The following is a 13,128-nucleotide window of genomic DNA, read 5'->3' on the forward strand; positions in this document are numbered from 1 at the left end:
GCTCAATCGCGCGGCAAGTCCCGGCCGCGCATGGCCTTGAGCCGGCCCCGTTGCTTTTTTTCATCGGTCCGTTTGCGCCGCGCGGATTTTGACGGCCGCGTCGGACGGCGTTTCTTGGGAGTCTGCCCGGCGGCGGCCACGATCGTGGCCAGGCGCTGGCGCGCGTCCTCGAGGTTGGCCTCGCGGCTGCGATACTGCTGGGCCTTGATCACGATGATGCCGTCGCGCGTAATGCGTTGATCGCTGCCCGCGCGGGCCATCAGCCGGGTCTTGTAGACCTCGGGCAGCGACGAGCCCGGAATGGCGAACCGCAGATGCACGGCCGAATTGGTCTTGTTGACCTTCTGCCCGCCAGCGCCCTGGGCGCGTACCGCCTGCCATTCGATTTCGTGTTCCTCCAGAACGACGGTGTTGGAGATCCGCAGCATCGGGGTGATCCGCGTGTGTGCATGGTGTCATCGTCGGTCAGCGCGGCGATTACGGCAAGCCGGGTATGCGAGACCAGCCGAGGGTGCATCCATTCGCGCAGAAACTGTATAAATAGCCAGTATGGAAACGATCCGGAAACTGGCGATCCTCGCGGACGCCGCCAAGTATGATGCCTCCTGTGCGTCCAGCGGTACGGTGTCGCGTTCGTCGCGCGGCGGGCGCGGCGTCGGCTCGGCCGAGGGCTCGGGTATCTGTCATGCCTATGCGCCGGACGGGCGCTGCATCTCGCTGCTCAAGATCCTGCTGACCAATTTCTGCATCTACGAGTGCAGCTATTGCATCAACCGCAATTCGTCGAACGTGCAACGGGCGCGATTCTCGACCGCGGAAGTGGTCAACCTGACGCTGGATTTCTACCAGCGCAATTACATCGAGGGGCTGTTTCTGTCCTCGGGCGTGATCCAGACCGCCGACTACACCATGGCCCGGCTCGTCGAGGTGGCGCGCAGCCTGCGTGTCGATCACGATTTTCGGGGTTATATCCATCTCAAGACCATCCCGGATGCCGACGGCGGGCTGCTGGCCGAGGCGGGCCAATACGCCGATCGCCTGTCGATCAACGTGGAGCTGCCCACGCCGGCGGCCCTGCACGATCTGGCGCCGGAGAAGGATCACCGCACCATCAAGCTGTCGATGGCGCGTATCCGGTCTCGTCAGGACGAGCAGGCCGAGGCGCGGCGGGCCGCCCGACGCATCACCAACGCGCGGCCGACGCCGGCGCCGATCGAACGCTTCGCGCCGGCTGGGCAGTCGACGCAGATGATCATCGGCGCGGAGCCGTCCACGGATGCCGCCATTCTGTCGACTACGGCCGATTTGTACGCGTCCTATCGGCTCAAACGTGTCTATTTTTCGGCGTTTTCGCCGATCCCGGATGCCTCGGCCAAGTTGCCGGCACGGCGTACGTCGCTGATGCGTGAGCATCGGCTGTATCAATCCGACTGGCTGATCCGGTTCTATGGTTATCGCCACGACGAAATCACCGCCGGCGGCGACGATGCGGCCGCGGCCGGCATGCTGGATCTGGAGGTCGACCCCAAGCTTGCCTGGGCGTTGCGCAACCGGGCTTATTTTCCGGTGAACCTGAATCGGGACGACCGCGAACGACTGTTGCGCGTGCCCGGCCTCGGGGTGAAATCGGTCAACCGTATTCTGGCCATGCGGCGCTGGCAGAAGGTGCGGCTCGAGGATCTGGTCGCGCTCAAGGCCGGAGTGAAAAAAGCCATGCCGTTCGTGATCTGTGCCAATCATCATCCGGGGGTGGGCGAGGTGAGCAGCGCGTTACTGCGGTCGCGGTTTGCGCCGGCCGCGACCGCGCAGCACAGTTTCGATTTCTAGGTCTGTCGAAGAGAGCCCGTTCATGCAGCAACCGACCGTCTGTGTTCTGACCGGCGATATCGTGAAGTCATCGGCGCTATCCGATGATGGCCTGGATACCGTCATGGCGGCGCTCGCCGATCTGGCAACGATCATCGGCACATGGCCGGGCGAGTCCGGCGTTTGCTACGAGCGTTTCCGCGGCGACGGCTGGCAGCTGCTCATCAACCGCCCGGCGCATGCCTTGCGTGCCTGCCTGTTCGCGCGTGCGGCCGTGCGCCGCGTGAGTGACCGGGGCGAGACGCGCATCGGCGTCGGCGTGGGCGCGGCGACAGCGGCCGCGACGTTGGCCGAGTCCTCGGGCGCGGCTTTCGAGCTGTCCGGGCACGGGTTGGAGCAGCTGGGTGTGCACCAACTCTGGCGGATTGAAGGGCAACGCGCCTCACCCGGCGAAAATGCGTTGACGCGGGCGCTGTTTGCCGTCTGCGACGAACGTTCGCGCCATTGGACCGGCCGTCAGGCGGATATCTTCATGCGGCTGGCGGCACCCGACGCGCCCCCGATGGCCGAGGTGGCCGAGGTGTTGTCGGTTCAACCGCAGACCGTGCAAACGCACTTCGCACGCGCCGGCGGGCATGCGCTGCTCGAAGCCATCGAGGCATTCGAATCGGTTGAACGCGATGCATGAGCCGCAAAAAAAGAACAGCCGTATTCGGCTGATTATTAATAAACAGCTTAATACGGCTGTTATTTCGATGCTGCGCCGGCGCGGCGAGGGGGGCGGCTCGTGATGCTCGAAACGTTGATCGCTTTGCTGTTTGCCCACGTGGCCGCCGATTTTGTCGCCCAGACACGCTGGATGATCGCGGCCAAGCGACAACCGGCTGTGTTCACGCTGCATATCTTTTGGGTGGGCGCGTTCTCGGTGCTCGCCCTTGGCGCCGCGTCGCTCGGCGCGTGGGCGGCGGTGGCGCTGGTCGTCGCCTCGCATGCCGCGCTCGACGCCGTGAAGATCCAGCCGCCCGTCGAGGCGCGGGCGGCCGCGGCGCCGTTCGGGCCGCTGCAGTTGTTCGCGATCGACCAGGTCGGCCATCTGCTGTTCATAGGGCTCGCCAGCCTGCTCTGGCCGCAGGCCTTCGCGCAGGGTTTCTGGACCGTCCTGCTGAGCCCGGCGCATGCGCGCCTGATACCGATCGGCTTTGCGCTGGTCGGCGGCTTCTGGCTCGCGACCCGGGTCGGCGATCTGATGCTCGCGTTGTTGATGGCTGGCTTTCATCGGCTGCATCGCGCAATGGACGGCGAGGATAGCCCGCAGATGCCGGGCGCCGGGGCCTGGATCGGCTGGCTCGAACGCACGCTGGTGTTTCTGTTCGTGTTGCTGGGCCAGTTCAACGCCATCGGTTTCGTGATCGCGGCCAAGTCGATCCTGCGCTTCCAATACGCGCGCGAGCCGCGGGTCAGCGAGATTGTCATCATCGGCACGCTGGCCAGCTTCGGCTGGGCGATTATCGTGGCGCTGCTCACGCATGCCGCCCTGATCGCGCTCTGGCCGGGTACCGGCTGACCATGGAACAGGTTTCGTTGTTCGGCGCCCGGGATACCGCCGCCGGCCATGTGGCGGTGGCCTTCGTGCCGGATTTTGCGGGTTGGCAGGCGGCCGCGCGTTTGCAATGGCAGGCCGGTCTGGCTCCGGACGCGCTCTGGTGGCATCCCGACCGCGAAGCGGTCGCGCCGCCCGCCGCCGCCGGCAGCGACGGGCCGCGTGTACCGAAACGGTTCGTCGCGCTGGCGCGGGCGGCGGCCTGTCATCGCGGCGCCGATCGTTGGGCATTGCTGTATCGGCTGCTCTGGCGGTTGACCCACGGCGAGCGTCATTTGTTGGCGCGGGCAGGCGACGCCGACGTGGCACGGCTGAATCGCTATGCCAAGGCGGTGCGGCGCGACGTGCACAAGATGAAGGCATTCGTGCGATTCCGCACCGTGGCGGAGCCCGGTTTCGATGAGCCGCGATACGTTGCCTGGTTCGAGCCGGAACACGAAATCGTCGATTACGCGGCCGGATTCTTCCAACGCCGCTTCGCCAACATGCGCTGGTCGATCCTCACGCCGGATCGCTGTGTGCACTGGGAGGGCGATGGCACGGTCTGGTTCTCGCCCGGCACCGACAAGAGGGCGGCGCCGGATGGCGACGTCACCGAAAACGCCTGGCAGGTGTATTACCGCAGCATCTTCAATCCGGCGCGGGTCAAGGTTCGGGCGATGATGTCGGAGATGCCGGCGAAGTATTGGAAGAATCTACCGGAAGCTGCCTTGATTCCGGGCCTGATCGCCGGTGCCGATCGTGCTGTCGCGGCCATGGAAGCGACGCGCCGCGAGCACGATACGCTGCACTGCGGGCCCACGCCGGCCTCGCCCGAGACCACTCTGACGCGTCGGGCCGAGGCGGCCGGGCCAGGATCGCTGGAACAGCTCGCGCTGCGCGCGGCGCGTTGCCGAAACTGCGATTTGTGTGGCCCGGCGACCCAGACGGTGTTCGGCGAAGGCCCGTCGCCTGCGCGCATCATGCTGGTCGGCGAGCAGCCGGGGGACGCGGAGGATGTGGCCGGGCGGCCGTTCGTCGGGCCCGCGGGCCGGCTGCTCGATGCCGCCCTGATGGATGCGGGCCTGGACCGACGCGCGTTGTATCTGACCAACGCGGTCAAGCATTTCAAGTTCACGCCCTGGGGCAGGGCGCGGCTGCATGCCAGGCCGGATCACGAGGAGGTGCGCGCATGCCGGCCGTGGCTCGAAGCCGAGATCGAGTGCGTCGCGCCCGAGATCGTGGTTGCGCTGGGCGCCACGGCGGCCGGCTCGCTGCTCGAACGCCCGCTGTCGATCACGCGCGACCGGGGACGGCGCATCGATTGGCACGGACGGTGCTTAATACTGACCGTACATCCCGCTTTCATCCTGCGCTCGCGCGCGCACCGCGACGACGAGTACCGGCGCTTCGTCGCCGATCTGAAGGCCGTTGCCGCGGCCTGAGGCCCCGAGCCCGCGGCCGTTGCGAGGTCGCGCCATGGCCTCGATCTCATCCCAAAGATGTAGTGCTGTATGGCACAACCAACGGGATAATGAATCGATTCAGCAAGCCGCGCGTTTCTATCGGTTCCGGCCGGGGGCGCGTCTTTTTTCATGCAGGTGAGAACTAATGAGCGAATCGGCCAGCACGGCGCCCGCAGGGGGGCTGAAAGGTAAACCGCTGATCGGAATGGTGTCGGTGATCGCGGCCCTCGGCGGGCTGTTGTTCGGCTACGACACCGGCATCATCGGCGTGGCCCTGCTCGGCCTTGCCCACGATTTTGCGTTGACCGACACCCTCAAGCAGGTGGTCACCGGCGCGATCATCTTCGGCGCGCTGTTCGGTGTGTTCAGCACCGGCGCGATCTCGGACAAGATCGGGCGCCGGCGTTCGATCATGCTCGTGGGGCTGATCTTCACGATCGGGTCGTTGATGTCGGCCATGGCGCCGACGGTGCTCTTTCTGGTCGCCTCGCGCTTCGTGCTCGGCCTGTCGGCCGGCAGCGCCACCCAGATCATCCCGGTCTACATCGGCGAGGTCGCGCCGCCGGCTTCGCGGGGCAAGCTGGTGGTGATGTTCCAGTTCATGGTGGTGTTCGGGATTCTGGTGGCCTATCTCACCGGCTATGCGCTGGGCGATGCCTGGCGCTGGATGTTCGGCCTCGGCATGCTTCCGGCGCTCATCCTCATGCTGGGCATGCTGTTGTTGCCGGAGTCGCCGCGCTGGCTGGTCAACCAGGATCGCGAGGCGGAAGCGATCGGCGTGCTTACCCGCGTGCGTCTGAGCCGCTCGGCCGCTGAAAACGAGGTCGGCGAAATCAGGGAAATTTCGGCCCGGCCGGAGGGCAGTTGGTCGGACCTGTTTTCGTCGTGGATTCGGCCGGCGCTGGTTGCCGGGGCCGGCATCGCGATGTTTTCGCAGATCACGGGCAACAACGCGCTGCTGTATTACGCGCCCACGATTCTCACCGAAGCCGGCTTCGGCGATAACGCCTCGATTCTGGCGTCCATCGGGGCCATCGTGCTGGTCAATATCAGCACGATCTTCGGTATCCTGATGGTCGATCGCATTGGCCGGCGCCGGTTTTTGTTGTGGATGGTGCCGGGATCCGCCGTGGCCATGGCGGTGATGGCCATTCTGTTCACGGGCGGCATGCCGCAGGCCTCGGCCGAGCAGGATCTGTTGATCGTCTGCATGGCCATCTACATGGCTTTGAACTGCAGCTTCGGCGTCGCCCTGTGGCTGATCAACGCCGAGGTCTATCCGTTGTTTGTGCGCGGCAAGGGGGCGAGTGTGGGCGCGTTCTCGCACTGGACCTTCGACCTGCTGGTCACGCTCACCACGCTCACGCTGATCAATGCGCTGGGCACCGCGGGTGCGTTCTGGCTGTACGCGGCGATCAGCGCGCTCGGCGTGGTGTTCATCGTGCGCTATGTGCCGGAAACCAACGGCCGTTCGCTCGAGCAGATCGAGGCCGATCTCAAGGCTGGCGAATTCTTTCCGGCGGATCGGCGTCGCGATCAGGCGGCGGCGGTGCCACTTCGCTGACCCCCGTGGCCGCCCACTCGGCCGGGCGGCTGCCGGTCCATCTGGCCCATCTCAATCTGTTCGCCGAATCGCGTTATGCTCGACCTTCGTGCTCGCACAAGCCGAGCGCCGCACTCACATCCAGGGGAGGCGAGCATGGGCCGTTCAGAGGATTCGACGCGGGCCCGACTTTTCGATCAGGTCTCCAATCTGACGTTCAACCTGTCGCGTCAGGCGGTGGGCGCACTGGCCGGCCGGGTCGGCGGGCTGACGCTTCGGATCGGCTCCACGCTCATTCTGGACAACAGCCAGCGCACGCGTCTTTCGGCTGAACAGCGCGCCTGGATGCAACGCGCGGGCGTTGCCATTCACGACGCCCGCACCACCGCGGGGCTGTCGATCGACGGCCTGGCCGAGGCGCTGGATCTCGAGGACAAGACCGTGCTCCAGGCGATGGAGCAGGGCAGTGCGACCGTGTCCTTCGAACTCATTCTGCGGCTGACCTCGCTGCTCGCCCGCAACGATCCGATTCCGTTCCTGATCAGCCTCGTACGCGGTTTCAATCCGCGTCTGTGGGCGCTGGCCGAGGACTGGGGCATCGGCCATCTGCCGACGATGATCGAGCGCGATCGCAAGTGGATGAACATCTATCGTGGCAACGACGCCGTACGTCAGTTGCCCGAGGCCGAGTTCAATCAGGTGCTGGCGTTCTGCAAGAGCTCGATGGAAACGGCCATGACGCTGCGCGCCGGCCACTGGACGCCGCCGAAGGCGTCGGACAGCGGCGATGCGGCAACCGCCGCCGACAATGCCGCGCAACGCGCGCGGCACGACAAACCCGGCGCGGCGTCCTGACCCGGTGGCGCACCGAGCGCCCGGGCCGGATTGGGGCGTATTGGAAAAGCACGATCGCATCGGCGATGATTGCCGGCACGTCGGGCCCGCAGCCGTTCACGTATGGCGTTACCCGCCGACCATGTTGCACATGGCGATCCAAGCGCGGATTCGCCGTCTTTTTCCAGTAGGGGGATTATGGAATCCAATCCAGCGATCGAGACCGCCCAGCACGTCCTGCTGATCTTCGGCGTCGTGCTGTCTTGCGGCTCGTTGATCGGTTTCTTTGCGCAGAAGATCAAGGTGCCCGACATCGCCTTGTTCCTGCTGGTCGGCATCCTGCTCGGTCCGGAGATCTCCGGTGTCGTCGATGTGCCCACGGGCAGTGCGCTCAACCAGATCATCCTGATTTTCGGTGCTTCCTACATTCTGTTCGATGGCGGGGCGGAAACGCATCTCGGCGTAGTCAAGGATGTCTGGATATCCTTGTTCTTGCTGGTAACCGTCGGTGTGCTGATTACCGCGCTGGTGGTGGCGCCGGTGGCGCAGTATCTGTTCGGTATTCCGTTCATGGTCGCGTTGCTGCTGGGCGCGACCATCGCGCCGACCGACCCGGCCACGCTCATGCCCGTGTTCAAGCAGGTCTCGATCCGCCGACGCGTGGCCCAGACCGTGATCAGCGAGTCGGCGTTCAACGACGCGACCGGCTCGATCATCGTGGTCACGCTGATGTCGGTGCTGGCCGGCTCGGGCCACCTGTCGTACGGTCATGCGCTGCTGGATCTGCTCGAGCAGTCGGTGATCGGCATCATCGCCGGTGTCCTGCTGGGTTTCGTCGCGCTGTTCGTGATCGCGCACGAGAAGTATTCGTTCCTGCGCGAGTACATGCCGCTGGTCACGCTGATGGCCGTCATCGGCGCCTATCTGGGCGCGGTGGACCTGCAGGCCAGTGGTTTCATGGCGGCTTTTGTCGCCGGCGTGGTGATCGGCAACCGCTCGCTTTTCGGCTATCGCATCGGCGCCGAGGAACAGCGCAGCCTGCACGACTTCGTGGGCACCACCGCGCTGATCATGCGCATGTTCATTTTCATTCTGCTGGGCAGCCAGGTGAAATTCAGCCTGCTGGCCGAGCACTGGCTGGGCGCGCTGATCGTGGTGGCCGTGTTCATGTTCGTGGCACGCCCGCTCAACGTATTCCTGTGTACGCTGCCCGACCGACGGGCCAAGTGGACGTTCAAGGAATTGCTGTTCATGAGCTGGGTGCGCGAGACCGGCGTCATCCCGAGTGCGCTGGCCGGTATTCTGTTGGGTGAGAACGCCCCCCATGCTCACCTGATCGCCTCGGTGGTGTTCGTGGCGGTGCTGGTGACCATTCTCGCCCAGGCCACGACCACGCGGTGGTGGGCCGCCAAGCTCGATCTGCTCGAGGAATGAGCCGACGGGCGTACACGCGGCGCGGCCAGGCTCGCGGCGCGCGCTACGACACGGCCATTGATTCATCGCGCGGACGGGCCGATCATCGCGGGACAGGCGTTTTGCCGCCCGCGCGGGCGTTTGCCGGCGCGCCGGCCGGCGCCCGAATTCCAAGCCGGAGCTCTACATGATTACGCTGGATATCGATCTCGTCTCCGACATTGTCTGCCCCTGGTGTGCCATCGGCCTGGCGCGCCTGCAGCAGGCCACCGACCGTCTGGACGACATCGAGTGCCGGCTGCACTGGCATCCGTTCGTGCTCAATCCCGATATCGGCCCCGAGGGCCGCGACATGGTCGCGCATCTGGCGGCCAAGTACGGCAAGACGCCGGACGAAGTCCGTGAGTCGCAGCAGCAGATCATTGCGGCCGCGGCCGAGTCCGGGTTGGACTTCAAGCGTGCGGCCGAGCGCCGATCCTGGAACACGTTCGACGTGCACCGTGTTCTGCACGAGGCCCGTGAGGCCGGCGTCGACCAGGCTTTCAACGAGCAGTTGTTCGACGTTTATTTTCGCGAAGCCGCCGATCCCACCGATCCGGCGCTGCTGCGCGAGATCGGCATGGCGCTCGGCATGGACGCCAGCCATATCGACGAAATTCTGGCCGGCGAACGCCACGCCGACGCCGTTCGTGCCGAGATCGATTACTATCAGCAGCTGGGTGTGACGGCCGTGCCCTCGTTCGTCGTGGCCGAGCGCTATCTCATTTCCGGAGCCCAGCCACCGGAGGTGCTGGCCGACGCCCTGCGCCAGATCGCCGCCGAACTCACCGACGAGGCGGGCTCGCCCGCGTAACCGCCGCCGGTCAGCGGGGTCTTGTCGCGCTCGTTGCGCCTTGCCTTGCGGTAGCTCGGCCCTTACGGCGACGCTCGCGAATCGCCGCGCTGGCGGTCGAGGTCATGCCAGCGATGTTCGCGCATTGAGGGCGCCGCGTCGTGGCGCCACTCGCCATCATCGTGTTCATGATCGGCCGGTCCATACCCATACCCGGGCCCGGGCCAGGCGCGATGGTGCGGGATCTCACCGTGATCGCGCCACCGATCGCGGTCGCTGGACCAATGGCCGTATTCGCGATCCCCGGCGTGGCGGTCAACCCGGTCGCGGTCGCCATATCCGTAGATCGGGTAGGTCACATAGCCGGGGTAGCCGTATCCATAGCCATAGCTATGGTAGATCCGGCCATATCCCACGCTGCCATCGAGCGACTCGGGGGCGCAGCCGGCGCCGGTCAGGGCCAGGGCCAACGCAACAATCAAATATTTCATGGCAGTCGCCGCGCAAAAAAGCGCACTCGGAAGGAGATCTATGGTTACGCCAAAATGCATGAATCGGATTTGAATGCCGCCAGGATCGTCGCGCCGGCGGCTTCCATTCACCCGGCCCGCATGTTTTCGTTTCCGGCGCATCGCCGCGGTCTGTGGTATCGATGGGCGGTGTCCTTGTTTTCGCCTGCGGAGGCGTGATGACCGCCGACCACCTGATCGAAATGCTGCATCTCCAGCCCCATCCCGAGGGCGGCTATTATCGCCAGACTTATCGGGCGGTCGATACGCTATCCAGCGACGATTTGCCCGATCGCTACGATGGGCCGCGCGCGGCCTCCACCGCGATCTATTTTCTGTTGCGTCATGCGGAGGTTTCCCGCCTGCATCGCCTGAAATCCGACGAGGTTTGGCACTTCTATGTCGGGAATCCGTTGGTGGTGCACATGCTCACGCCAGAGGGCGAGCGTATCGATCAGGTGCTGGGCCAGGACCTGATGGCCGGCCAGGTGCCCCAGCTCGTCGTGCCTCGAGGCGTATGGTTCGGGGCGGCAATGCAGGGTGACACGGGTTTCGCCCTCGTTGGCAACACGGTGGCGCCCGGTTTCGATTTCGAGGATTTCGAATGGGCCGATCGAACGGGTTTGAGTGCTGTCTGGCCGCAGCATAGGGCGCTGGTTCAGTGGCTGACGTGACCCGGACGTGTTCGGGTAAAGCAAGTCCGTGACGACCCCGATACCGGCAGTTGCCGAGGTTACGGTAACGTAACGCTCGGGTTACGCCATGACGCTCGGCATCACGCGGGGCCGAGCGGCGGACCGTGGAATTAAGGATATTCTTTGATGAACAAGCTTTGCGCTGTTGCGGGTTCAGCGGTGCGCCCCGGGCGACTGTATTCGCTCGGCGGCATCGTGCCGCGTGGTTTCGCGCTGTGTGCGCTCGCTCTGGGGCTGCCATGGGCGCTCGTCGTTCCGGCCCATGCCACCGGCGATCTGAGCCTGGATCGGAGCGTGGGCCAGTTCATTGTTATCGACAATGAGCGGCGCGCGTTGGCCGAGCATAATGCCGCGACGGCCGGTGAGTCCGATCGTGCCGTGTCGGCGCAGCCGGAGGCGCCCAAGGAACTGGAGTCGTCGCACAACGTGGCCCTGCTGCCGCAGCTGGGTTATGCCCCCGAAGTCGGGTTCATCGTTGGCGGCAAGTTCAGCGATATCAATTTCGGCGATTCGCACATGAATCTCGATATCGGCGCCACGCAATCGACCGGAGGCGAGACCGCCGTGGATGGCATATGGGGGGTCCCCCATGTGTTCGGCAGCAGTTTCATCGGGCTGGTGCGGTTTCATTACGAATTGCAGCCGACCACCAACTTCTACGGGCTGGGCAACAACAGCGTCGGAGACCATGCGATCAGCCAGCATGAATACCATGGCACGTCGCTGATGTTCACGCTCGGCCGGCGCCTGGCGCCGCACTGGGTCGTGGCCGGCACCATCGGCTACAACCGAATCACCATCGGACCCGGCGACCCCCAGAACGGAAAACAGTCGACCACCCGTGAGTTCGGCGATCTGCCCGGCATCAAGGGCGGCTATAACAACCCGTTGTCGTTGTCGATCATCTACAACACCCAGCGCGATCTCACACGGCCGGAGCAGGGTTGGAACGTGATCGGAAAAGTTACCCACGTGGGCCCGGAACTGGGTAACGATTTCAACTATGCCCGCTTTACCGGCGACGCCAGCTATGTGCACCCGCTCGGTTCGTCCAAGCGCCTGCTCGGCTTCCGTGTCGATGGTCAATATGTCACCGGCAGCGGCAACAATCTGCCGTTTTATGAATTCTCCTCGCTGGGCGGTTTCGATAGTCTGGAAGGTTTCGAGCCGGATCGCTTTCTGGGCCAGAGCCGGATTTTCGCGCGCATCGGCTACCAGCAACTACTGGCCGATTTCGACTTCCGGCATCTGTGGCGCGTTCGGCTGGACGGCACCGTATTCGGTAGCGCCGGGCGAGTCTTTCTCGACCGTTCGCGGCTTCCCGGCGACCTATTGGCGGATACACCCCAAGTGGCGCCGGGGCTGAGCAACGATATCCAGCTTAGCTATGGTGTCGGCCTGCGCGCCGCGCTTAGCGAGGCACTGTCGACCCGACTCGATGTTGGTTTCTCCGGCGAGAGTAATGCGCTCATTTATCTGTCGTTCGGCAATGCTTTCTAGACCATATGGATTGCATCGCAATCCATGATGCCCTTGGGGTCGGCCCAAACCAGCGCCAAAAAAGTCTTTTTGGCACAGATATTTGCGATGCAATCCATATCAGTGTCCTGTCTCGCAAGTAACCTTACATTGCGCACGGCCGTCGCCGCGTATTGACCGGCCTACAAGTTGCTCGAAATTCATGGTGCGAACTGACGTGGCGGGACACGCGTCTCCGGTCACGTGTATTGGGTTGTGTTCAAAACCCCGTTGCGCGGGTATACCAACAGCGTGGCCATGGCAGCGAGTCGCCGCAGCCTGAGACGCCGGATCGTTTTTTTCAGCTGGCACGGTTGTGTCGGACCGGTTGAAAGGTCTGTCACCGCGGCCGCCCGGTCGGCGGGGGTGCGTCTCGGGCTGACCATGATTCAAGGCAACCCTGCGGCGCTTGAGCGCCGGGGTTGTCATAAGCCGGTCGCCGAAGTCGGTGCGGTAGGCTGGGCACTTTGCAACCGCGAGAGAGAGACCCATGAACCCATTCAAGGGCATTGTGGCCGGCTTCATCGCCACGGTGGTGCTTTCCATCCTGATGATCGTCAAGGCGTTTTCGCACTGGCTGTCGGCGTTTAACGCGATCGAGGGTATTCATCGGCTGACCGGCGGCCCGCTGGTCATGGGCTGGGTCGGGCATTTCGCGATCGGTTCGATCCTATGGGGCGTGCTCTTCGCCGTGTTGTATTCGCGCCTGCCCGGCGGGCAGGGATGGGTGCGCGGCGTCGTGTTTGGCCTGATGGCCTGGTTGGCGATGATGCTGCTGTTTCTACCGGTCGCCGGCTATGGATTCTTCGGGCTGGCGATCGGTTGGCCCGTGGCCGGGCTCACGCTGGTTTTGCACCTGATCTACGGGGCCGTGCTCGGGTCTGCTTATGCCACGTTGACCGCCCGGGGCTGACAAGAGAGCGGCCGGCATGA

13 protein-coding genes are annotated in these 13,128 nt (G+C 64.5%); 11 read left to right on the forward strand and 2 right to left on the reverse strand.

Translation table 11 applies throughout. From position 1 onward, the window contains the following. Positions 1 to 2: 2 nt before the first annotated feature. Positions 3 to 428, reverse strand: coding sequence for an alternative ribosome rescue aminoacyl-tRNA hydrolase ArfB (gene arfB, locus ACS8Y6_RS01620; RefSeq protein WP_440850744.1), 426 nt, complete (start codon positions 426 to 428; stop codon positions 3 to 5). Positions 429 to 549: 121 nt separating this feature from the next. Here arfB and ACS8Y6_RS01625 point away from each other — a divergent pair, with 121 nt between their 5' ends. The 8 genes from ACS8Y6_RS01625 to ACS8Y6_RS01660 all read left to right on the forward strand — a co-directional run bounded on the left by ACS8Y6_RS01625 (position 550) and on the right by ACS8Y6_RS01660 (position 9,494). Then, positions 550 to 1,827, forward strand: a complete 1,278-nt coding sequence (locus tag ACS8Y6_RS01625) for a putative DNA modification/repair radical SAM protein (RefSeq protein WP_440850743.1) — start codon at positions 550 to 552, stop codon at positions 1,825 to 1,827. A 22-nt stretch (positions 1,828 to 1,849) separates the two neighbouring features. Beyond that, complete coding sequence (locus ACS8Y6_RS01630) at positions 1,850 to 2,494, forward strand: hypothetical protein (RefSeq protein WP_440850742.1); 645 nt, start codon at positions 1,850 to 1,852, stop codon at positions 2,492 to 2,494. Positions 2,495 to 2,596: 102 nt separating this feature from the next. Next, the gene (locus tag ACS8Y6_RS01635; RefSeq protein ID WP_440850741.1) at positions 2,597 to 3,370 is read left to right on the forward strand and encodes a DUF3307 domain-containing protein; all 774 of its coding nucleotides are present in this window, start codon (positions 2,597 to 2,599) and stop codon (positions 3,368 to 3,370) included. Positions 3,371 to 3,372: 2 nt separating this feature from the next. Continuing rightward, positions 3,373 to 4,830: a UdgX family uracil-DNA binding protein gene (locus ACS8Y6_RS01640; protein ID WP_440850740.1), complete on the forward strand. Its 1,458-nt coding sequence runs from the start codon at positions 3,373 to 3,375 to the stop codon at positions 4,828 to 4,830. Between the two features lie 166 nt (positions 4,831 to 4,996). Then, positions 4,997 to 6,415, forward strand: a complete 1,419-nt coding sequence (locus tag ACS8Y6_RS01645) for a sugar porter family MFS transporter (protein WP_440850739.1) — start codon at positions 4,997 to 4,999, stop codon at positions 6,413 to 6,415. A gap of 135 nt (positions 6,416 to 6,550) precedes the next feature. Then, on the forward strand, positions 6,551 to 7,249 hold the full coding sequence (locus tag ACS8Y6_RS01650) for a hypothetical protein (protein WP_440850738.1): 699 nt from the start codon (positions 6,551 to 6,553) through the stop codon (positions 7,247 to 7,249). 177 nt (positions 7,250 to 7,426) lie between these two features. Further along, a complete protein-coding gene (locus ACS8Y6_RS01655) occupies positions 7,427 to 8,662 on the forward strand; it encodes a cation:proton antiporter (protein ID WP_440850737.1) in 1,236 nt (411 codons plus the stop codon). A 166-nt stretch (positions 8,663 to 8,828) separates the two neighbouring features. Continuing rightward, on the forward strand, positions 8,829 to 9,494 hold the full coding sequence (locus ACS8Y6_RS01660) for a DsbA family oxidoreductase (protein ID WP_440850736.1): 666 nt from the start codon (positions 8,829 to 8,831) through the stop codon (positions 9,492 to 9,494). A gap of 62 nt (positions 9,495 to 9,556) precedes the next feature. On the opposite strand, the gene ACS8Y6_RS01665 is transcribed toward ACS8Y6_RS01660, so the two are convergent. Continuing rightward, a complete protein-coding gene (locus tag ACS8Y6_RS01665) occupies positions 9,557 to 9,964 on the reverse strand; it encodes a hypothetical protein (protein WP_440854862.1) in 408 nt (135 codons plus the stop codon). A gap of 197 nt (positions 9,965 to 10,161) precedes the next feature. Here ACS8Y6_RS01665 and ACS8Y6_RS01670 point away from each other — a divergent pair, with 197 nt between their 5' ends. The 3 genes from ACS8Y6_RS01670 (at position 10,162) to ACS8Y6_RS01680 (ending at position 13,108) form a co-directional block, all read left to right on the forward strand. Further along, complete coding sequence (locus ACS8Y6_RS01670; RefSeq protein ID WP_440850734.1) at positions 10,162 to 10,656, forward strand: cupin domain-containing protein; 495 nt, start codon at positions 10,162 to 10,164, stop codon at positions 10,654 to 10,656. A gap of 147 nt (positions 10,657 to 10,803) precedes the next feature. Beyond that, entirely contained in the window at positions 10,804 to 12,177 is a 1,374-nt protein-coding gene (locus ACS8Y6_RS01675) for a BamA/TamA family outer membrane protein (RefSeq protein ID WP_440850733.1), read from the forward strand. Between the two features lie 508 nt (positions 12,178 to 12,685). Continuing rightward, positions 12,686 to 13,108, forward strand: a complete 423-nt coding sequence (locus tag ACS8Y6_RS01680; RefSeq protein WP_440854863.1) for a DUF6789 family protein — start codon at positions 12,686 to 12,688, stop codon at positions 13,106 to 13,108. Positions 13,109 to 13,128: the final 20 nt, after the last annotated feature.

The sequence above is a fragment of the Salinisphaera sp. RV14 genome, from assembly GCF_052044135.1.
Taxonomy (GTDB): Bacteria; Pseudomonadota; Gammaproteobacteria; order Nevskiales; family Salinisphaeraceae; genus Salinisphaera.

Bases quoted from the DNA above. Each gene is read 5' to 3' on its own strand.
- arfB (WP_440850744.1), bottom strand. From the start codon at position 428: ATGCTGCGGATCTCCAACACCGTCGTTCTGGAGGAACACGAAATCGAA.
- ACS8Y6_RS01625 (WP_440850743.1), top strand. From the start codon at position 550: ATGGAAACGATCCGGAAACTGGCGATCCTCGCGGACGCCGCCAAGTAT.
- ACS8Y6_RS01630 (WP_440850742.1), top strand. From the start codon at position 1,850: ATGCAGCAACCGACCGTCTGTGTTCTGACCGGCGATATCGTGAAGTCA.
- ACS8Y6_RS01635 (WP_440850741.1), top strand. From the start codon at position 2,597: ATGCTCGAAACGTTGATCGCTTTGCTGTTTGCCCACGTGGCCGCCGAT.
- ACS8Y6_RS01640 (WP_440850740.1), top strand. From the start codon at position 3,373: ATGGAACAGGTTTCGTTGTTCGGCGCCCGGGATACCGCCGCCGGCCAT.
- ACS8Y6_RS01645 (WP_440850739.1), top strand. From the start codon at position 4,997: ATGAGCGAATCGGCCAGCACGGCGCCCGCAGGGGGGCTGAAAGGTAAA.
- ACS8Y6_RS01650 (WP_440850738.1), top strand. From the start codon at position 6,551: ATGGGCCGTTCAGAGGATTCGACGCGGGCCCGACTTTTCGATCAGGTC.
- ACS8Y6_RS01655 (WP_440850737.1), top strand. From the start codon at position 7,427: ATGGAATCCAATCCAGCGATCGAGACCGCCCAGCACGTCCTGCTGATC.
- ACS8Y6_RS01660 (WP_440850736.1), top strand. From the start codon at position 8,829: ATGATTACGCTGGATATCGATCTCGTCTCCGACATTGTCTGCCCCTGG.
- ACS8Y6_RS01665 (WP_440854862.1), bottom strand. From the start codon at position 9,964: ATGAAATATTTGATTGTTGCGTTGGCCCTGGCCCTGACCGGCGCCGGC.
- ACS8Y6_RS01670 (WP_440850734.1), top strand. From the start codon at position 10,162: ATGACCGCCGACCACCTGATCGAAATGCTGCATCTCCAGCCCCATCCC.
- ACS8Y6_RS01675 (WP_440850733.1), top strand. From the start codon at position 10,804: ATGAACAAGCTTTGCGCTGTTGCGGGTTCAGCGGTGCGCCCCGGGCGA.
- ACS8Y6_RS01680 (WP_440854863.1), top strand. From the start codon at position 12,686: ATGAACCCATTCAAGGGCATTGTGGCCGGCTTCATCGCCACGGTGGTG.